Genomic DNA, 362 nt, shown 5'->3' on the forward strand with positions numbered 1-362 from the left:
GGGCGTTTGCCCGGTTTGTCGTTTCAGGGGGAGGCAGGATTAGCCGCCAATGTTGTAATAGGTTGCTGCACCCGGACCGACCGGGATACCCAGTACAAACACCCAGACATAGAACATCAGGCTCCAGCCGACCACAAAGACCATGGAATATGGCAGCATAGTGGCAATCAGAGTACCCAGTCCCAGATTCTTCTGGTAACGGGTTGCCACCGCCAGAATCATACCGAAGTAGCTCATCATAGGGGTGATGATATTGGTGACTGAATCACCGATACGGTAGGCCGCCTGAATGGTTTCCGGCGCATAGCCGACCAGCATCAGCATTGGTACGAAGATAGGCGCGGTAACGGCCCACTGTGCCG

General features: G+C 55.0%; 1 protein-coding gene. It reads right to left on the minus strand.

The genetic code is table 11. The annotated features are described in order from the left end of the window. Window positions 1-39: 39 nt before the first annotated feature. The coding region (locus ACYP03_RS24750; RefSeq protein WP_459782490.1) for an AbgT family transporter at window positions 40-362 on the minus strand (323 nt) is incomplete at its 5' end.

It is taken from the genome of Photobacterium sp. R1, assembly GCF_054600795.1.